The sequence below is a fragment of the Jiangella muralis genome, assembly GCF_001270745.1.
Taxonomy (GTDB): Bacteria; Actinomycetota; Actinomycetes; order Jiangellales; family Jiangellaceae; genus Jiangella; species Jiangella muralis.
This window is the reverse complement of the sequence record NZ_LFXL01000064.1, coordinates 1-16,174: the sequence shown is the minus strand read 5'-3', so window position 1 is coordinate 16,174 and position 16,174 is coordinate 1. Positions and strand designations below refer to the sequence as shown.

The window sequence follows — 16,174 nt, the reverse complement described above, 5'->3', positions numbered from 1 at the left end:
CTCCACGACGACTTCCCACCCGTGACCAGCCAACAAGCAGCCGCTTGACATAGAAGCGTCAACGTTTCGCGGCGTGATAGCCCCCCAAATCTTGGATGATCATGGAACGGGGTGCCCGGCTGCGGACGGCGAGGTGCGCCCAGCCTGCCCCCGTCCCCTGATAGCTGCCAAGAACGGGCAGCAGGGGGACGGCCAACGTGGCGGACCAGCGCACCGAAGGCCCGGCGGACGCGAGTAGGCCGGGCGCACGGTGCGCCGCGCGCGGCCCGGCCGGGCGAAGAAGTCGGGCCTGGTGAGCAGGCTCACTGTGGCGTCCGCCACGACCAGGCGGAACGGCGGTCGCGACCGGCGGACCCCGAGAACGGCGGCGGAACGGACGGAACCCGCGCGCCGTCCGGGACGTCAAGGAGATGGTGCGCTCGGCGGCCCTGCATCGGGTGTTCGGCCGTCTGGCGTGCCGCGCGGCGAACCGCTTAGGCTCCCGCCTCGAACCGCCCGAAGCCCCGCCCGGACTGCCGCCTGGCAGCCGGGAAACGGCGGCGACGTGCGGGTCGGGGCGTGCCGCTGGGGCGGGGCGCCGGCAAACGAACAGAGATCTTTAGCACGGTTCCGCTTGACGCGCACGTATTGCACTCATGTAATTTCGAACGTGTCGTTCAGTGATTCCGCGGCCTCGACCACCGCGGCGTCACTTCGGGGGCCGGCTCTGAGCCGGAGAAACAGGTCGAAGGAGGCGAGCCATGACCGAGTGGGACGGGGACCAGGTAGACCTGCTCTGGGGCGAAGCCGAAGAGATGAGTTGGCAAGAGCGGGCGCTGTGCGCCCAGACTGATCCGGAGGCGTTCTTCCCTGAGAAGGGCGGGTCCACCCGAGAGGCCAAACGCGTGTGCACCGGTTGCGAAGTCCAGGCGGAATGCCTGGAATACGCACTGGCGCACGACGAGCGGTTCGGCATCTGGGGCGGGCTGTCCGAGCGGGAACGGCGGAAGCTCAAGAAGCGGGCGGTCTGACGGCCGTCCGGCCGGTCGCCGCAATGCTGAACTCTGCCGTTCTCAGGTTCAGCGCGTAAGGTTGGCGGCTGGCACACGGGGTTGCCCGGCCGAGGCACGCTTCGGCCGGGGCCGCCCCCCGGGTGCTTGCAGACCTATCGCTGGAACGACGACGAGGCATGGCACCGGACCCTTTGACCGCAATCGAGAACGGCAGCACGACGCCCAGCGTCTATTCCGACCCGGGCTTCGGCTCCGACGCAGCCCTGGACGCGTTCGCCGGTGATGTCGGCGAACCTGAGCCGGTCGACCCCACAGCGCTGCTGACGCACGACGTCACGGCGGTCATCGTGGCGCACGACGGCAGCCGGTTCGTCCACCGCACGCTCGAGGCGGTGGCGGCGCTGCGCCGCATGCCCGAGCGCATCGTCGCGGTCGACACCGGGAGCCGCGACGAGACCGAGCAGGTCCTGACCTCCACTCTGGGCGCGCCGTCGGTGGTGTCGATGCCCCGTTCGACGGGGTTCGGCGCGGCCGTCGCGGCCGGGGTGGCCGCCGGCGACGACATGGCGCAGGCCATGCGGGGCAGCGGCGGGCTGCGCCAGTCCGACCGGACGCACTGGATCTGGGTCCTCCACGACGACAGCGCCCCGGCGCCGGACGCCCTGTCGCGGCTGCTGGAGGCCGCCGTCCGCCGCCCTGACGCCGGCATCATCGGGCCGAAGGTGCTCGACTGGCGCGAGGGCCGCCAGCTGCTGGAGATCGGCCTGACGGTCACCAGCGGCGGCCGCCGCCACACCGGCCTCGACCGCCGCGAGTACGACCAGGGCCAGCACGACACCTCGAAGAACGTCCTCGCCGTCGGCAGCGCGGGCATGCTGATCCGCCGCGACGTGTGGGACGAGCTGGACGGGTTCGACCCGCGGCTGACCATCTTCCGCGACGACCTCGACCTCGGCTGGCGCGCCAACGAGGCCGGCTACCCGGTCGTCGTCTGCCCCGACGCGGTCGTCTACCACGCCGAGGCCGCCGCGCACGGACGGCGCCGGCTGGGCGCCACCCGCGACCGGCCGCACCTCGCCGACCGCCGCAACGCCATCTACGTCCTGCTCGCGAACACGCCGGCGCGGTCGCTGCTGTTCGTGCTGCTCCGCGTCCTGTTCATGGGCCTCGGCCGGTCGCTGACCTTCCTGGTCGGCAAGCAGCCCGCGCTGGCGTTCGAGGAACTGGTGGCGCTGCTGTCGGTCATCGGCCGGCCGGACGTGCTGATCCGGGCCCGCGCCCGCCGCCGGCGCACCCGCCGCAAGGCGCCGTCGCAGCTGCGCTCGCTGTTCCCGCCGCGCGGCCAGCAGCTGCGGCACGCCGGCGAGAACGTCTTCGGCATGATCACCGGGTCCGGCAGTGGCGCCGGCCACGACGTCTCCGGCGGGCGCCGGGCGGTCACGGCGGGCGACGACGAGGAGCCGGCCGGCGACGACGGCCGCATCCTGCGCTTCCTGCTGCACCCCGCCGTGCTGATGACCGCGGTCCTGATCGTGGTGACGCTGGTCACGGCGCGCGGGCTGATCGGCTCCGGCCGGCTGTTCGGCGGCGCGCTGCTGCCCGCGCCGGCCGCCGCGGGCGACCTGTGGGCCGTCTACACCGAGTCGTGGCACGGCGCCGGGCTGGGCAGCGCGTCGGCGACGCCGCCGTACCTCGGTGTGGTGGCGCTGTTCGGGACGCTGGTCCGCAACGCCTCGCTGGCCGTCGACCTGCTGCTGATCGGCTCCGTCCCGCTGTCCGGCCTGACGATGTACCTGCTGGTCCGCCGCGTGGTGCAGACGAAGCTGCTGCGGGTCTGGGTGGCCACGAGCTACGCGCTGCTGCCGGCCGTCACCGGCGCCATCGCGGCCGGCCGGCTGGGCACCGCCGTCGCCACCGTGCTGACGCCGCTGCTGGTGCTCGCGGTCATGCGGACGCTCGGCACGCCGGGCCGCTCCGGCCCGGGCCGGGCCGCGTGGAGTGCCGGCCTGCTGCTCGCGGTCATCTCCGCGTTCGTGCCGCTGGCCTGGCTCATCGCGCTGGTGCTGGCGATCGTCGCGGGCGCGACGGTGTTCCGCGACCGCCGCTCACTGCTGCGGCTGGGGGTGCTGCTGGCGGTGACGCCGGTGGTGCTGATCCCGTGGACCGGCAGCCTGATCACCCGGCCGATGTTGCTGGTCACCGAGGCCGGCGTGGCCGGCCCGGGGCTGTCCGACCCGGAACTGGCGCCCTGGTCGGTGCTGCTGCAGAACCCCGGCGGCCCCGGCAGCGGCCCGGTCTGGCTCGGCGCCGGCATCCTGGCCGCCGCCTGGATCTCACTGTTCCGCCCGGTCCGCCGAGTGGTCATCGCGACCGCCTGGGTGGTCGTCGGCGTCGCGCTGGTGGCGGGCATCGTGTTGTCGCGCATCGCCGTCAGCGGCCCGACGCTGGAGACCCCGGTGGCCGGCTGGCCCGGGTACGCGACGGTGGTCGTGGCGGGCGGCCTGCTGATCGCCGCCGCGGTCGGCGGCGAGGGCGCCCGGGAACGGCTGTCGCGGGCCAGCTTCGGCTGGCGCCAGCCGCTGGCCGTCATCATCGCCGGCGCCGCCGCGCTGGCCCCGATCGTCGGGGCCGGCTGGTGGGTCGCCCGCGGCGCGGGCGACCCGATCGAGCGCCGCGACCCGGGCATCCTGCCCGCTTACGTCGCCGACGAGGCGGATCGCCCGGAGCGCGTCCGCACGCTGGTGGTCAACCGCGCCGACGACGGCCGCATCACGTACGCGCTGCTGCGCGAGTCCGGCCCGCGGCTGGGCGACGCCGAGACCAGCCCGCCGCCGGAGGAGTACGGCCCGCTCGACGACGTCGTCGCCGACGTCGTGTCCGGCCGGGGCGGCGCCGACGGCGCCCGGCTGGCCGAGTTCGCCGTCCGCTACGTCTATCTGCCGCAGCCGTACGACCCGGACCTCGCCGACACCCTCGACACCGTGCCCGGGCTGGTCCGCAGCAGCGCGCCCGAGGGCGCGGCGATCTGGCAGATCGACCAGCCGGTCGCGCGGGTGTGGATCGCCGCGCCGCCGGCCGAGGACGGCGAACTGGCGCCGATGGCCGACGAGAACACCGAGGTCGTCACCATCCCCAGCGGCGAGGTCAACGCCGCCGGCAGCGTGCCCGAGGGCCCCGAGGGCCGGCAGGTCGTGCTGTCCGAGCTGGCCGACGAGGGCTGGACGGCGCGTTTCAACGGCACCGAGCTGGAGCCGACGACGTACGGCGGCTGGGCGCAGGCGTTCACGCTGCCGCCGCAGGCCGGCGAGCTGACCGTCGAGTACGAGGGCAACCGGCGCGCGTTCTGGCTGTGGTTCCAGCTCGGCGCGGTCGTGGTCGCGGTCGTGCTGGCGCTGCCCGGCATCCGCCGCGAGCGCGGCGCCGTCGACGACGCCGCCGACCTCGACCCCGAGGACTCCTCGCCGCGACTGCCGCTGGCGCCGGTCCCGGCCGGCGCGGAGCCGCAGCCGGTGGCCGCGCGGGCCGGCCGGCGCAAGGGCTCGCGGCGCGGCGCCGAACCGTCGCCGTCCCCGCGGCCCGCACCGACACCGCAGCCCGAACCCGAACCCGTGCCGGCCGACGCCACGGCCTGGGTGCCCGGCGAGCGCAGCCTCGGCGAGCGGCTGCGCGGCCGGCCCGCGACGAAGCCGGCCGGCGAGCCCCAGGACGAGCCCGCGAAGGCGCCGGCCCGCGGACGGGGTGCGCGCAAGCGTGCCGCCCGCGAGCCGGAGCCGTCCGCCGAGGCGACCGCGTTCCTCGAATCGATGCCGGAGGCGATGTCGGCGCCTGAGCCCACGCCGCGCGGCCGGAGCGCCCGGAAGCGCGCGGCGCCCGAGCCCGAGCCCGTCGCCCCCGAGGCCGACCCGCTGACCGATCCCGCCTTCGGCGAGCCGGCGACGGCCCAGCCGGACGCGGAGCAGCCGCACGCCGTCGGCAGCTGGGATCCGTTCGCCCGGGCCGGCGTCGACGACGACGCGCCCCGCGGGTCCATCAACGATGCCTACCAGGGCCGCCGGGCCGGCCGTGCGGCCGACGAGGCGTCCGGCGCCGACGCCGGTGGCCGCACCCGCCGCGCGCCCGGTAAGCGCGCCGCGGGCAAGCGGGCGAAGGGCCGGCGGCAGGAGGACGAGCAGTGATCAGCGCACGTTGGGCCGGCCTCGCGGCCGGCGCCGGGGTGGCCGTCGTCGTCGGCGGGGCCACGCTCATCGGCCCGCCCGGCTCCATCGTCGACGACCACCCCGAGGTCCGCGAGCCGGTGGTCCGGTCGTCGCTGGTGTGTCCGTACGTCGACGGCGAGGACGCCGGCAGCGCCGAGCTGGGCGTGCTGGCGCTGCCCGGCGTCGACGCCGCCGAGACCACCGAGGGCGCCGAGCAGCCGCCGATCACCGTCCGGGCGCTGGCGCTGCCGCCCGACCCGGAGAACCCCGAGGCCACCGGTGACCCCGCCGCCGAGGCCGCGACCGAGCCGCTGGTCAGCATCGCCGACCGCGGCGTCCCCACCATCACGCCGGTCGAGACCGCGGCCGGCACGTCGTACGCCGTCACCGGCCAGGGCGCGCTGGCGCCGGGGCTGGCGGCCGAGCAGTCGCTGCTCCTGCAGGAGGTCGACCTCCGCGGCGCCAGCACGGCGGCCTGCACCGCGCCGCGGCGCGAGCACTGGTTCGTCGGCGCCTCCGCCGAGGTGGGCCGGCGCGGCCGGCTGGTCCTGTCCAACCCGACTGACGTGCCCGCCGTCGTCGACGTCGAACTGTGGGACGAGGCCGGCGTCATCGACGCGCCCGGCACCCAGGACATCGGCGTCCCTGCCCGTAGCCAGCGGATCCTGCTGCTGGACGCGCTGGCGGCCGGCTCGGTGACCACCGCTGTGCACGTGCAGTCCAGCCAGGGCCGGGTCACCGCCGCGCTCGAGGTGCGCGAGACCGAGGAGATCACGCCGCAGGGCATGACGTACGTCCCGGCCGCGGTCGCGCCGCGCCGCGAGCTGTGGATCCCGGGCGTGCCCGGGTCCGGCCAGCGCAGCCTGCGCATCGTCGCGCCCGGCAACACCGACGCGATCGTGTCGCTGCAGGTCCTCGGCGTCGACGGCGCGTACAGCCCGGTCGACCAGGACGTCGTCACCGTCACCGCGGGCACCGTCACCGACATCCCGCTCGACAGCGGCACCGACCCGGCCGGCATCCGGCTGCAGAGCGACGAGCCGATCACCGGGTCGATCCGGGTGGTCCAGGCGACCGACGGCGGCCTGCCCGACCTCGCCTACACGTCCGCGTCCGAGCCGCTCACCGGGCCGACCCCGGCGCTGCTCAGCCGCGCGGCGTCGGGCATCGCCAGCACGCTGCTGCTCAGCTCCGCCGTGCAGACCACGGCGCGGGTCAACGTCCAGACGCTGGCCGCCGACGGCACCGTCGCCGCGGAGACGCCGATGGAGCTGCCGCCCGGCGCCACCGTCCCGGTGCCGCTGACCGCGGTGGGCGACGCCGCCAACGCGACCGTCGTCGTGGTGCCCGAGGCACCCGGCTCGGTGGTCGCCGCCCGGCAGATCAGCGGCGCCGACGACGACGGCGCGCTGCTGGACCTGATGCCGCTGATCTCGCCGACGATCGAGGTCGACGTGCCCGAGGTGGTCGGCGAGCTGCCCGACGTCCCGGAGCCCGTGCAGTCGCCCTGACGGGCGTCAGGGGAGGTCGTGGCCGCCGTAGGCGGGGTCGATCTCCTCGGGCTCGACCCCGAACAGCTCGGCGACCTGCTCGGTGACGACGTCGCCGACGAGGACGCGCAGCTTGGCGGGGTCGGTGGCGCGGGTCTCGACCGGGCGGCGGAACACGACGACGCGGGCCGGCAGCGCGCCGGTGCCGGCGTAGGCGCGGGCCAGCGGCACCCAGCTGCGGTCCCAGTCGTCGAGCGCGGGGACGTCCTCGACGGCGAACTCGACCTTGGCCAGCTGGTCCTGCCAGCGCCGGTCCAGCCGCTCGACGGCGGCGATCACGAGGTCGTCGAAGCGTTGCGCCCGCGACACCGAGAGCGGCGAGCCGGACGGCGCCAGCGGGCCGCGCATGCCCCGCCCGTGCCGGTCGCGGCGGATGCGCGGCAGGCTCGCCCCGGACGGGGTCTCGGGTCCGGGCGTACGGCGGCTCATTCTGAGCAGGGTAGCCCGTCAGGCGACCGCGGGGTCCCAAGCGGCGGCGAGTCCCGCGAGGGAATGGGGGAACGTGCGTTTGGCGTGCCGTGCCCGGAGGACACCGCCCAGACGCTAGCCTTCCCCTGTGAGTCCGATGCGTCGCTGTTCTCGATCAGCTTGTCCACGGACTGCTGTCGCGACGCTGACCTACGTCTACGCCGACTCCACCGCCGTGCTGGGCCCGCTGGCCACCTACGCCGAACCGCACAGCTACGACCTCTGCACCGTGCATTCCGAGCGGCTGGTCGCGCCGCGTGGCTGGGAGGTCATCCGGCTGGCGCCGGACCCCGCCGCGCTCGGCCCCAGCAACGACGACCTGCTCGCGCTCGCCGACGCCGTCCGCGAGGCCGGCCGGCGGCCCGAACCGCCGCCCGCGCCACCGATGGCCGGCGAGGGCGGGAGCGGCGCCCGTCGCGGGCACCTGCGCGCGCTGCCCGACCCCGACGCCTGATCGGCCTCCTGCCACCCGGCCGGCGGCCGGAGAGGTAGGGTCGCTGCGTGCGCGATCTGGTCCCGATCCTCAAGGCCTACGACATCCGCGGCGTGGTGCCCGACGAACTGGACGACGAGACGGTGCAGGCCATCGGCTGGGCCGCGGCGCACGTGCTGGCCGACGGCCGTGGCGCGCTGGTCGTCGGGCACGACATGCGGCCCACGTCGCCGGGGCTGGCCGAGGCGTTCGCCGACGGCGTCACGGCGGCCGGCGTCGACGTCGTCATGGCCGGGCTGACCAGCACCGACCAGCTGTACTACGCCAGCGGCGCGCTGGGTCTGCCCGGCGCGATGTTCACCGCCAGCCACAATCCGGCCCGCTACAACGGCATCAAGCTGTGCCGCGCCGGCGCCGCGCCGGTCGGCTACGACACCGGGCTGGCCGAGATCAAGGCGCTCATCGACGGCGGCGTCGACTCGCCCGTCGCGGCGCGCGGCCGGGTCTCGCACCGCGACACGCTGGGCGACTACGCGGCCCACCTGCACGGGCTGGTCGACCTCGGCGATGGCCGCCCGCTCACCGTCGTCGTCGATGCGGGCAACGGCATGGCCGGCCACACCGTCCCGGCCGTCCTCTCCCGCCCGGGGCTCACTGTATTTCCGCTGTACTTCGAGCTGGACGGCACGTTCCCGAACCACGAGGCCAACCCGATCGACCCCGCCAACCTCGTCGACCTGCAGGCCGCCGTCCGCGAGCACGGCGCCGACCTCGGGCTGGCCTTCGACGGCGACGCCGACCGCTGCTTCGTCGTCGACGAGCGGGGCGAGCCGGTGTCGCCGTCGGCGCTGACGGCGCTGATCGCGGTCCGCGAGCTGGCGCGGGCGCCGGGCTCGTCCGTCGTGCACAACCTCATCACCTCGAAGGCCGTGCCGGAGATCGTCGCCGAGCACGGCGGCACCCCCGTACGCACCCGCGTCGGCCACTCGCTGATCAAGCAGACGATGGCCGAGACCGGCGCCGTCTTCGGCGGCGAGCACTCCGGCCACTTCTACTTCCGCGACTTCTGGCGGGCCGACTCCGGCATGCTGGCCGCGCTGCACACGCTGGCCGCGTTGCGCGCCGGGTCCGCTCCGTTGTCGCAGCTACTGGCGCCGTACGAGCGCTACGCCGCGTCCGGCGAGATCAACAGCACGGTCGACGACGCCGAGGCGGTCACGTCGCGGGTCGAGGAGGCGTTCGGCAAGGCGCCCGACGTCACCACCGACCGCCTCGACGGCCTCACCGTCGAGTTCACCGGCACACCCATGTGGTGGTTCAACCTGCGCCCGTCCAACACCGAGCCGCTGCTGCGGCTCAACGTCGAGGGTGCCGACGGCGCCGTCATGGAACGGGTGCGCGACGACGTCCTGCGGGTGGTCCGCGGGTCAGGGGAGGGGGCCGCGTGAGGCTCGATCCGACGCTGCTGCAGGTCATCGCCTGCCCGGTCTGTCACAGCGCGCTGGAGCCCGACGACGCGGCCGGCGAGCTGCTGTGCACCGGCTGCCCGCGCGCGTACCCGGTGCGCGACGACATTCCCGTGCTGCTGGCCGACCAGGCCCGCACCCGTCCAACGGAGTAGCCCGCCTTGTTCTTCGACGGCTCGCTCGACGACCCGGACGCGTTGAGCGTCATCGACCCGGTCTTGCGTGACATCGCCGGCTGGGGCGCCCAGGTGCGCCTCGCCGACGTCGCCTCGGCCGACGCGCTCGCCGCGCTGGCGCCGGACGACCGGCCGCGCGCGATCGTCGCCGGCGGCGCCGACGGCCGGCTGTTCCGGGCCGTGCTCGAACCGGTCTGCCCGGTCCCGTTCGTCGCGTGGCCGCACCGCGGGCTGCCCGGCTGGGCCGGCCCGCTCGACCTCGTCGTCGTGGTGTGCCGCTCCGGCCAGGGCGAGGACGAGATCTCCGCCGTCGCCGAGGCCCGCCGCCGCGGCTGCGCGCTGCTCGTCGCCGCACCCCCGGACTCGCCGATGGCCGCGGCCGCCGCCGGCCGTGGCACCACGTTCCTGCCGGCCGGCACCGCCGACCCGACCGCGCTGGCCGTCCCCGTCCTGCGCGCACTGCACATCATGGGCCTCGGCCCGCAGGTGGAGGCCGAGCCGGTCGCCGCCGCCCTCGACGACGTCGCGGAGCGGTGCGGGCCGAGCGTCCCCGCCGACGTCAACCCGGCCAAGGAACTGGCCCTGGGCATCGCCGACGACGTCCCCGTCGTGTGGGGCGGGTCGGTGTTGGCCGCCCGGGCCGCCCGGCGGGTCGCCGAGGCGCTGCGCTCGGCCAGCGGCCGGCCCGCGCTGTCGGGCGAAGCCGACCAGCTGGCGCCGATCCTGGAAGGCGCGCCCGAGGCGGACCCGTTCGCCGACCCGTTCGAGGACGGCGGCTCCGCGGCGCTCCGCCCGGCCCTGATCATCCTCGACGACGGCGCCGACAGCCCGGCCGGGGTCGCCGGCCGGGCCCGCCTCGACGCCGCTGCCGGGAACGGGTCGGTGCGGGTCCAGGAGGTCCGCGCCACCGAAGGGCCGGACATCGGCCGGTTCGCGGCGCTGCTGGCCACCGGCCGGTTCGCGGCCGCCTACCTGGCCCTCGGCCTCGGCCGCCCGGCCTGACGGTCAGCGCAGCAACCGGACCTCGGCGCCGACGTCGAGACCTGTCCAGGCCTGATCCGCGGTGAGTGCGGGCGCCTGGAGGCGTCCGGCCAGAGCGAGGCAGCACCGATCGCCGAGCGACAGGCCGGCCGGACGCGTGGCCGGGTACAGCTTCGCGGCGCGCATCGCGTCCTCGCGGGTCAACGGCTCCACCGTCACGCCGAGAACGGTCAGCAGCGTGCCCTGCCGGTCGGCGTCGCCGCCGTGGAAGGCGATCTTCTGCATCGTCTCGGACCAGTTCGCCGCGCTGACATGCGCCTCGTGGAGCAGCGGCGGCACAGCCTCGTGGCCGGGCTCGGCGTAGAGGTAGGCCAGGATGGCCGAGCTGTCGAGGACGATCAACGGGCGGCCTCGGGGTCGTCGGCGGCGGCCTGTGCACGGCGGTCGGCGATCAGTTCCTCGACCACGCTGCCCGACGTCGTGCGCGACTCCAGCGCCTCGCGTTGCAGTCGCGCCGCTAGATGCGCACGTTCTTCGAGGATGAGTCTGCCGTCTTCGACATAGGCCACGAGGGGCGTGCCCGGCCGGAACTCGAGCTCCTGGCGTAGCTGCGCGGGAATGAGCACACGACCTTGCTCGTTGACAGATATCGTCGCGTGTGTCATGCAGCTAGCATACCTGACAGGTTGCCGTGTGGGACCTGTCCAGGGGCGGCGGACGGGTCAACTAGGCTCTCGGCTCGTGGCCGTGCTTCTGGACAACCCCGTGCGCTCCTATGCGTGGGGTTCGCCCACCGTCATCCCCGAGCTCCTCGGCCGGGCGCCGTCCGGGCAGCCGGAGGCGGAGCTGTGGGTCGGCGCGCACCCCGGGTCGCCGTCGACGGTGGTGGGTGACGGGCGGCCGCTGTCGGCGCTGATCGAGGCCGACCCGGACGCGACGCTGGGCGCCGCGGTCGTCGGCCGGTTCGGGCCGCGGCTGCCGTTCCTGCTCAAGGTGCTGGCGGTCGAGCGGCCGCTGTCGATCCAGGTGCACCCGACCATCGCGCAGGCGGCCGAGGGCTACGACGCCGAGGACGCGGCGGGCCTGGCGCTCGACGACCCGCGCCGCTCGTACCACGACCGCAACCACAAGCCCGAGATGGCGGTCGCCGTCACACCGTTCGACGCGCTGGTCGGCTTCGACGACCCCGCCTCAGTCGCCGCATCACTGGAGCCGAGCGAGCACGCCGACCTCGCCGGCGCCGCCGCCGTCCTGCGCGAGAGCGACGGGCTGGAGCGGCTGGTCCGCCGCTGGCTCACCCTCGACGACGCCGCGGCGACGCAGATCGTCACGGCCCTGACGGCGGAGGCGTCGGCCCGGCGCGACGACCCGCGGTTCGCGCTGGTGCACCGTCTCGCCGAGGTGTACCCGCACGACCGCGGCCTGCTGCTGGCGTTGCTGCTGCGCCACCACACGCTGGCGCCCGGCGAGGCGGTGTTCGTCCCGGCCGGCGTCCCGCACGCCTACCTGTCCGGCGTCGCCGTCGAGCCGCAGGCCAGCTCCGACAACACGCTGCGCGCCGGGCTGACGGCCAAGCACGTCGATGCGCGCGAGGTGCTGCGAATCCTGCGTTACGAGCCGGGCGGCGCCGTCGCGGTGACGCCGGTCCCGGCCGGCCCCGGCCTGGAGCGCTACCCCGTCCCGGGCATCGACGAGCTGGGGCTGAGCCGGGTGCGGCTCACCGCCGGAGCCGCCGTGCCGGTGCCCGGTCCGCTGCTGGTGCTCGTCGTCGAGGGGACGGCGGCCGTCGACGGCGTGACGCTGGCGCGCGGGCGGGCCGCGTTCGTCCCCGCGGCCGAGTCCGGCGCGACACTCACCGGCGACGGCGTGGCGTACACCCTGACCACGGCACTCGACCAGGCACGATAGTCCTCGACCTCGACACGCAACCGGAGCGAAGGAAACCATGGCCACTGAGGGTGGTACCAAAGCCGTCGTCGCGGCCCTGCTGGCGAACACCGGCATCGCGATCACCAAGTTCATCGCGTTCGCGCTGACCGGGGCGTCGTCGATGCTGGCCGAGGCGGTGCACTCCGTCGCCGACGCCGGCAACCAGGTGCTGCTGCTGGTCGGCGGCCGGCGCTCCCAGCGCAAGGCGACGCCGGAGCACCCGTTCGGCTACGGCCGGGTGCGGTACGTGTTCGCGTTCATCGTCGCCATCGTGCTGTTCAGCGTCGGTGGCCTGTTCGCGCTGTACGAGGCGTTCCACAAGTACGAGGAGACCCGCGACGGGCACCCGAACGAGCTGCTCGAAGGCGACTGGTGGTGGGTGCCGATCGTCGTGCTGCTCGCCGCGATCGTCATGGAGATCTTCTCGTTCCGCACCGCGATCATCGAGTCCAACCGGGTCCGCGACGGCAAGTCGTGGGTCCAGTTCGTCCGCCGGGCCAAGTCGCCGGAACTGCCGGTCATCCTGCTCGAGGACCTCGGCGCGCTGATCGGCCTGGTGTTCGCGCTGATCGGCGTCAGCATGGCGCTCATCACCAACAACGCCTACTGGGACGTCGCCGGCACCGCGGCCATCGGCGTGCTGCTGGTGGTCATCGCCGTCATCCTGGCCATCGAGATGTCCAGCCTGCTGATCGGCGAGGGCGCGGCCGAGGACAACGTGAAGAAGATCCTGGCCGCGGCCACCGCCAGCGACGACATCGGCCGCGTCATCCACCTGCGCACGCTCTACACCGGCCCGGAGGAACTGCTGGTCGCGGCGAAGCTGGCGGTCCGCACCGACCAGACCGGCGAGCAGATCGCGGCCGCGATCAACGGCGCCGAGGAGCGCATCAGGGCGGCGCTGCCGGAGGCCCGGCACATCTTCCTGGAGCCCGACATCGACCGCGCGGCGGCGCCCACCTCCTGACCCGCCCCCTTCCATGATCATCAACCTTTTGTGTCGTCCTGGCAGCTCAAAAGGTTGATGATCATGAGGCGCGGCGGCTCAGTCGTCGCGGGGCTCGCGGTTGGCCAGGATCTCGTCGACGGCGGCCGCCTGCTCGTCGTGCCCGGTCTCCCGGTAGCTCCGCTGCGCGTCGAGCAGGTCGGCGCGGGCTTCGGCGGCCCGCTCGCCCTCGGCCGGCCCGGACCGGCGGCCGGCCGCCGTGAGCTCGTCGAGGCGCGTGCGGAACCCGGCCGGTTCGGGCCGCGAATACTCGACGTCCGCCCCCGGCTCCCGGTACGCCGCCAGGTCGTCGAACGTGACGCCGCGCGCGGCGAGCCAGTGGCGGGTCGGTTCGGGGACCCGTGACGTGTCCGTGGTGGGGATGTCCTCCATGTACGTGGTCATGCGATGGCGGCCCCACCGGTCCTGGGGGACGGGGTACGGGTCGCCCGGCGGCGGTTCCGCTCCGAACACGTCGAACCAGAGGTCACGCAGGATCTCATCGGTGCCCCACTGGGTCTCCGACGGGAACGGGCCGACGGAGGAGTCGCGGATGTGCGCGGCCAGCTCGTCGCGGAACCCGCGGATGTCGTTGAAGTTGCTCTCCAGCCACGCGGGGACGTTCTCGCACGCCTCCATGTAGAAGTCCCGCAGTTCGCCGCCGCCGTCGCTGAATTCCTGGCGCCATTCGCGGAAGTTCTCACTGATCTGCATCACAGCTCCGTATAGCTCATCTGGTGCTTGGGGTCGTCCATGAAGTAGCTGGTCACCAGCCGCCACGGCTGGTGCGGCCGCCTCACCATCATGATCAGGCTCCCCGGGCGTCGGCCCGAACTCACGGTGTCGTAGTCGCGGACCACCGGTGGATCGCCACGACCTGCCATCGACCCGTTGCGGGCACCCTTCCACATGCGTTCGCCGGAGTCGGTGTCGGTGCCGGGCGCCCGGATGGTGGCGACGTCCTCGGGGGTGATACTGGTGTCGCCCGGTCGTAGGAAGATCCTGACCCGCGTCTTCCCGTTGGCCCTGGCATCCAGGTACCGGTCCAGGTCGGCCTGGGTGTGCCCGGCGGCCTGCAGGAGCGCGATCAGCGGCTTGGCGACGGCCGTCGGTGACGTGTACTGACCGCTGGTCGTGCTGACCTGGTGTGGCTCACCGTTCCAGCGCTGGGACCGTACAGATCCGTCGGCGTTGAGTTGCCAGTCGTCCTCGCCGGCGGGGTCGAGTCGCCATTGGGCGCGGGCGATCTGGTGGTCGCGGCGTAGGTGGTGGCCGTGGCGTTCGACGGCGTGCGACGACTTGCCGGACAGGAGCACCCGGGCCAGGTGCTGCAGGTGGGGCGGGAACTGGGCGACGACCTGGTTGATGGCGCGGCGTTGGGCGGTCGTGTCCGGCAGCTGCTCCTGGACGGCGGCGGCGTCGTGGGCGGTCGTCTGGACGCTCGGCGCAGGTACCGGTGGCGGAATGGAGATGACCGGAGCCTCGCTGCCGTCGGCGGAGCGGAGGAGGGCGTCGATCTCGTCGGCGTGGGTGGTCAGGATGTGGGCCACCTCGGTGAAGGTGTCTTCGCGGGTGGCGGTCATGCGGGTGCCGATGAGGCGGATCTCGTGTGCCGTGGACAGCAGGTCGCGTCGGACGGCGTCGTTCGTGCCGTGCGCGGCGTGTTCGACGGCGCTGGTGGTGGTGTCGACTCGTTTCCGGACGGCGGCGTCGAGGTGTTCGGCGAGGTCGGGGAGGGAGTCGAGAGCGGCGCGTAGCGATTCGGCGGCGTGCCGCACGCCGCCGCCATCGCCGTCCGCACCGTCGTTCCCCGAGGTCATCCGCCGCCCTGCATCGTGCCGATCTACCGGATCCACGGTAGCGGGTGAGCAGCTGCCGCGCCGGAGAGCTGGGGGTAGACTCCAGCTGACCACACCGGCGCAGGTGATGCCGCGGACCCAGATGGGTCGCGCCGGGTCGGACGACCGTTCGAGGCCGCTTCGTCGTGCCCGCGTCCGACCCTGACCGCCCTCCCGCTGAGAGGATCCGTTCCATGTCCCTTGATTTCAAGGTCGCTGATCTGTCGTTGGCTGATTTCGGTCGTCGTGAGATTCGTTTGGCTGAGCATGAGATGCCGGGTTTGATGGCGATGCGCGCCGAGTTCGGTGAGAGCAAGCCGCTCACCGGCGCCCGGATCACGGGTTCGCTGCACATGACCGTCCAGACCGCCGTCCTCATCGAGACGTTGACGGTGTTGGGCGCGGATGTCCGGTGGGCCAGTTGCAACATTTTCTCCACCCAGGATCACGCGGCCGCGGCGATCGCGGTCGGCCCGACGGGGACGGTGGACGCTCCGGCGGGGGTGCCGGTGTTCGCGTGGAAGGGTGAGTCGTTGGAGGAGTACTGGTGGTGCACGGAGCAGGCGTTGACCTGGCCCGGGCAGGCGGGTCCGAACATGATCCTCGACGATGGTGGCGACGCGACCCTGTTGGTGCACAAGGGGGTGGAGTTCGAGAAGGCCGGCGCGGTCCCGGACCCGGTGGCGGATGATCCGGAGGAGTGGCGGGTCGTGCTCGGGCTGTTGAAGCGCACGCTGGGCGAGTCGGATTCGCGGTGGACGGCGATGGCGCGGGAGATTCGTGGGGTGACGGAGGAGACCACGACCGGGGTGCACCGGTTGTACGAGATGATGCGCGACGGCGCGTTGTTGTTCCCGGGTATCAACGTGAACGATTCGGTGACGAAGAGCAAGTTCGACAACAAGTACGGGTGCCGGCATTCGCTGATCGATGGGATCAACCGGGCCACCGATGTGTTGATCGGGGGGAAGGTGGCGGTGGTGTGCGGGTACGGCGATGTCGGTAAGGGGTGCGCGGAGTCGCTGCGTGGTCAGGGCGCGCGGGTGGTGGTGACGGAGATCGACCCGATCTGCGCGTTGCAGGCGGCGATGGACGGGTACGAGGTGACCACGCTGGACGAGGCGATCGAGCGGGCGGACATCGTGGTGACCGCGACCGGC

At 73.8% G+C, this 16,174-nt stretch carries 15 protein-coding genes; 10 read left to right on the top strand and 5 right to left on the bottom strand.

The features are described 5' to 3' along the window. Nucleotides 1-740 precede the first annotated feature (740 nt). The 3 genes from ACW62_RS32275 to ACW62_RS32265 all read left to right on the top strand — a co-directional run bounded on the left by ACW62_RS32275 (nucleotide 741) and on the right by ACW62_RS32265 (nucleotide 6,699). A complete protein-coding gene (locus ACW62_RS32275; protein WP_053208237.1) occupies nucleotides 741-1,010 on the top strand; it encodes a WhiB family transcriptional regulator in 270 nt (89 codons plus the stop codon). Between the two features lie 158 nt (nucleotides 1,011-1,168). Beyond that, nucleotides 1,169-5,167, top strand: coding sequence for a glycosyltransferase (locus ACW62_RS32270; protein WP_083460436.1), 3,999 nt, complete (start codon nucleotides 1,169-1,171; stop codon nucleotides 5,165-5,167). Further along, nucleotides 5,164-6,699, top strand: a complete 1,536-nt coding sequence (locus ACW62_RS32265) for a DUF5719 family protein (RefSeq protein ID WP_053208235.1) — start codon at nucleotides 5,164-5,166, stop codon at nucleotides 6,697-6,699. The genes ACW62_RS32270 and ACW62_RS32265 overlap by 4 nt, the downstream gene beginning before the upstream one ends. Nucleotides 6,700-6,705: 6 nt before the next feature. Here ACW62_RS32265 and ACW62_RS32260 read toward each other — a convergent pair whose 3' ends face one another. Continuing rightward, nucleotides 6,706-7,167, bottom strand: coding sequence for a metallopeptidase family protein (locus tag ACW62_RS32260; RefSeq protein WP_083460435.1), 462 nt, complete (start codon nucleotides 7,165-7,167; stop codon nucleotides 6,706-6,708). Nucleotides 7,168-7,294: 127 nt separating this feature from the next. On the opposite strand from ACW62_RS32260, the gene ACW62_RS32255 reads away from it, so the two are divergent. From ACW62_RS32255 to ACW62_RS32245, 4 genes are read left to right on the top strand one after another with little or no spacing between them, the layout of a single operon-like run. Then, a complete protein-coding gene (locus tag ACW62_RS32255) occupies nucleotides 7,295-7,660 on the top strand; it encodes a DUF3499 domain-containing protein (RefSeq protein ID WP_053208233.1) in 366 nt (121 codons plus the stop codon). A gap of 47 nt (nucleotides 7,661-7,707) precedes the next feature. Then, on the top strand, nucleotides 7,708-9,087 hold the full coding sequence (locus ACW62_RS32250; RefSeq protein ID WP_053208232.1) for a phosphomannomutase/phosphoglucomutase: 1,380 nt from the start codon (nucleotides 7,708-7,710) through the stop codon (nucleotides 9,085-9,087). Beyond that, nucleotides 9,084-9,260: a Trm112 family protein gene (locus ACW62_RS33625; protein WP_083460434.1), complete on the top strand. Its 177-nt coding sequence runs from the start codon at nucleotides 9,084-9,086 to the stop codon at nucleotides 9,258-9,260. The genes ACW62_RS32250 and ACW62_RS33625 overlap by 4 nt, the downstream gene beginning before the upstream one ends. Before the next feature lie 6 nt (nucleotides 9,261-9,266). Then, nucleotides 9,267-10,283, top strand: a complete 1,017-nt coding sequence (locus ACW62_RS32245) for an SIS domain-containing protein (protein ID WP_053208231.1) — start codon at nucleotides 9,267-9,269, stop codon at nucleotides 10,281-10,283. A 3-nt stretch (nucleotides 10,284-10,286) separates the two neighbouring features. Here ACW62_RS32245 and ACW62_RS32240 read toward each other — a convergent pair whose 3' ends face one another. After that, nucleotides 10,287-10,664, bottom strand: a complete 378-nt coding sequence (locus ACW62_RS32240; RefSeq protein WP_053208230.1) for a type II toxin-antitoxin system VapC family toxin — start codon at nucleotides 10,662-10,664, stop codon at nucleotides 10,287-10,289. Beyond that, nucleotides 10,661-10,927 (bottom strand): AbrB/MazE/SpoVT family DNA-binding domain-containing protein, encoded by a 267-nt coding sequence (locus ACW62_RS32235; protein WP_205629747.1) that lies wholly within the window; start codon nucleotides 10,925-10,927, stop codon nucleotides 10,661-10,663. The genes ACW62_RS32240 and ACW62_RS32235 overlap by 4 nt, the downstream gene beginning before the upstream one ends. Nucleotides 10,928-11,003: 76 nt before the next feature. On the opposite strand from ACW62_RS32235, the gene manA reads away from it, so the two are divergent. Beyond that, the gene (manA, locus tag ACW62_RS32230; RefSeq protein ID WP_053208229.1) at nucleotides 11,004-12,170 is read left to right on the top strand and encodes a mannose-6-phosphate isomerase, class I; all 1,167 of its coding nucleotides are present in this window, start codon (nucleotides 11,004-11,006) and stop codon (nucleotides 12,168-12,170) included. A 37-nt stretch (nucleotides 12,171-12,207) separates the two neighbouring features. Further along, on the top strand, nucleotides 12,208-13,158 hold the full coding sequence (locus ACW62_RS32225) for a cation diffusion facilitator family transporter (RefSeq protein WP_053208228.1): 951 nt from the start codon (nucleotides 12,208-12,210) through the stop codon (nucleotides 13,156-13,158). Nucleotides 13,159-13,236: 78 nt separating this feature from the next. On the opposite strand, the gene ACW62_RS32220 is transcribed toward ACW62_RS32225, so the two are convergent. Together ACW62_RS32220 and ACW62_RS32215 are read right to left on the bottom strand one after the other, a co-directional pair. Further along, a complete protein-coding gene (locus ACW62_RS32220) occupies nucleotides 13,237-13,890 on the bottom strand; it encodes a hypothetical protein (protein WP_053208227.1) in 654 nt (217 codons plus the stop codon). Beyond that, on the bottom strand, nucleotides 13,890-14,996 hold the full coding sequence (locus tag ACW62_RS32215) for a hypothetical protein (protein WP_053208226.1): 1,107 nt from the start codon (nucleotides 14,994-14,996) through the stop codon (nucleotides 13,890-13,892). The genes ACW62_RS32220 and ACW62_RS32215 overlap by 1 nt, the downstream gene beginning before the upstream one ends. Nucleotides 14,997-15,208: 212 nt before the next feature. On the opposite strand from ACW62_RS32215, the gene ACW62_RS32210 reads away from it, so the two are divergent. Then, nucleotides 15,209-16,174, top strand: a 966-nt coding sequence (locus ACW62_RS32210; RefSeq protein ID WP_053208225.1) for an adenosylhomocysteinase, incomplete at its 3' end; no start/stop codon positions are given.